Source organism: uncultured Psychroserpens sp., assembly GCF_947492715.1.
GTDB lineage: Bacteria > Bacteroidota > Bacteroidia > Flavobacteriales > Flavobacteriaceae > Psychroserpens.
Window position 1 is genome coordinate 1 of the sequence record NZ_CANLNS010000016.1, and the last position, 2,882, is coordinate 2,882.

Genomic DNA, 2,882 nt, shown 5'->3' on the forward strand with positions numbered 1-2,882 from the left:
GTTACTGATGATAGTGATGATCCAAACGATCCAACCGATACAGATAACAATGGAGATGGAGAACCAGATGATCCAACAGATACAGTTATTCCACAGAATCCAATGATAAGTATTGATAAGACCAGTAGTTTAGATTTAGGAGCAGATGGTGTTGTAAGTGTAGGAGATATTATCACCTATACATATACAGTAAGCAACACAGGAGATGTAACATTATTTGATGTTACCGTTGTAGAAGATGGAGCTGACTTTACAGGAACGGGAGGATTACCAACCCCAATCTATCAGAGTGGAGGAGCCGACTTAGATTTAGAAGGTGACTTAGAGGATTTAGCCGTAGGAGCAGGAACGATTGTTTACACAGCGACCTATGCAATTACTCAATCGGATATCGATGCAGGTGTTGTGACTAACCAAGCAACGGCAAATGGAAATGATCCACAAGGCGGGACAGTTACTGATGATAGTGATGATCCAAACGATCCAACCGATACAGATAACAATGGAGATGGAGAACCAGATGATCCAACAGATACAGTGATTCCACAGAATCCAATGATAAGTATTGATAAGACCAGTAGTTTAGATTTAGGAGCAGATGGTGTTGTAAGTGTAGGAGATATTATCACCTATACATATACAGTAAGCAACACAGGAGATGTGACTTTATTTGATGTTACCGTTGTAGAAGATGGAGCGGACTTTACAGGAACGGGAGGTTTACCAACCCCAGTCTATCAGAGTGGAGGAGCCGACTTAGATTTAGAAGGTGACTTAGAGGATTTAGCCGTAGGAGCAGGAACGATTGTTTACACAGCGACCTATGCAATTACTCAATCAGATATCGATGCAGGTGTTGTGACTAACCAAGCAACGGCAAATGGAAATGATCCACAAGGCGGAACAGTGACTGATGATAGTGATGATCCAAACGATCCAACCGATACAGATAACAATGGAGATGGAGAACCAGATGATCCAACAGATACAGTGATTCCACAGAATCCAATGATAAGTATTGATAAGACCAGTAGTTTAGATTTAGGAGCAGATGGTGTTGTAAGTGTAGGAGATATTATCACCTATACATATACAGTAAGCAACACAGGAGATGTAACATTATTTGATGTTACCGTTGTAGAAGATGGAGCTGACTTTACAGGAACGGGAGGTTTACCAACCCCAGTCTATCAGAGTGGAGGAGCCGACTTAGATTTAGAAGGTGACTTAGAGGATTTAGCCGTAGGAGCAGGAACGATTGTTTACACAGCGGCCTATGTAATTACTCAGGCCGATATCGATGCAGGTGTTGTGACTAACCAAGCAACGGCAACTGGGAATGATCCACAAGGCGGAACAGTGACTGATGATAGTGATGATCCAAACGATCCAACCGATACAGATAACAATGGAGATGGAGAACCAGATGATCCAACGGATACAGTTATTCCACAGAATCCAATGATAAGTATTGATAAGACCAGTAGTTTAGATTTAGGAGCAGATGGCGTTGTAAGTGTAGGAGATATTATCACCTATACATATACAGTAAGCAACACAGGTGATGTGACTTTATTTGATGTTACCGTTGTAGAAGATGGAGCGGACTTTACAGGAACGGGAGGTTTACCAACCCCAGTCTATCAGAGTGGAGGAGCCGACTTAGATTTAGAAGGTGACTTAGAGGATTTAGCCGTAGGAGCAGGAACGATTGTTTACACAGCGACCTATGCAATTACTCAATCAGATATCGATGCAGGTGTTGTGACTAACCAAGCAACAGCAACTGGGAATGATCCACAAGGCGGAACAGTGACTGATGATAGTGATGATCCAAATGATCCAACCGATACAGATAACAATGGAGATGGAGAACCAGATGATCCAACAGATACAGTTATTCCACAGAATCCAATGATAAGTATTGATAAGACCAGTAGTTTAGATTTAGGAGCAGATGGTGTTGTAAGTGTAGGAGATATTATCACCTATACATATACAGTAAGCAACACAGGAGATGTAACATTATTTGATGTTACCGTTGTAGAAGATGGAGCGGACTTTACAGGAACAGGAGGTTTACCAACCCCAGTCTATCAGAGTGGAGGAGCCGACTTAGATTTAGAAGGCGACTTAGAGGATTTAGCCGTAGGAGCAGGAACGATTGTTTACACAGCGACCTATGCAATTACTCAATCGGATATCGATGCAGGTGTTGTGACTAACCAAGCAACGGCAAATGGGAATGATCCACAAGGCGGAACAGTGACTGATGATAGTGATGATCCAAATGATCCAACCGATACAGATAACAATGGAGATGGAGAACCAGATGATCCAACAGATACAGTTATTCCACAGAATCCAATGATAAGTATTGATAAGACCAGTAGTTTAGATTTAGGAGCAGATGGTGTTGTAAGTGTAGGAGATATTATCACCTATACATATACAGTAAGCAACACAGGAGATGTAACATTATTTGATGTTACCGTTGTAGAAGATGGAGCGGACTTTACAGGAACAGGAGGATTACCAACCCCAGTCTATCAGAGTGGAGGAGCCGACTTAGATTTAGAAGGTGACTTAGAGGATTTAGCCGTAGGAGCAGGAACGATTGTTTACACAGCGACCTATGCAATTACTCAATCAGATATCGATGCAGGTGTTGTGACTAACCAAGCAACGGCAAATGGAAATGATCCACAAGGCGGAACAGTGACTGATGATAGTGATGATCCAAATGATCCAACCGATACAGATAACAATGGAGATGGAGAACCAGATGATCCAACAGATACAGTGATTCCACAGAATCCAATGATAAGTATTGATAAGACCAGTAGTTTAGATTTAGGAGCAGATGGTGTTGTAAGTGTAGG

The 2,882-nt window shown here is 41.8% G+C and carries 1 protein-coding gene; it reads left to right on the forward strand.

The window, feature by feature from the left end; translation table 11 throughout:
• A partial coding sequence (locus Q0787_RS19215; protein WP_298905072.1) for a hypothetical protein occupies positions 1-2,882 on the forward strand: 2,882 nt, incomplete at both ends.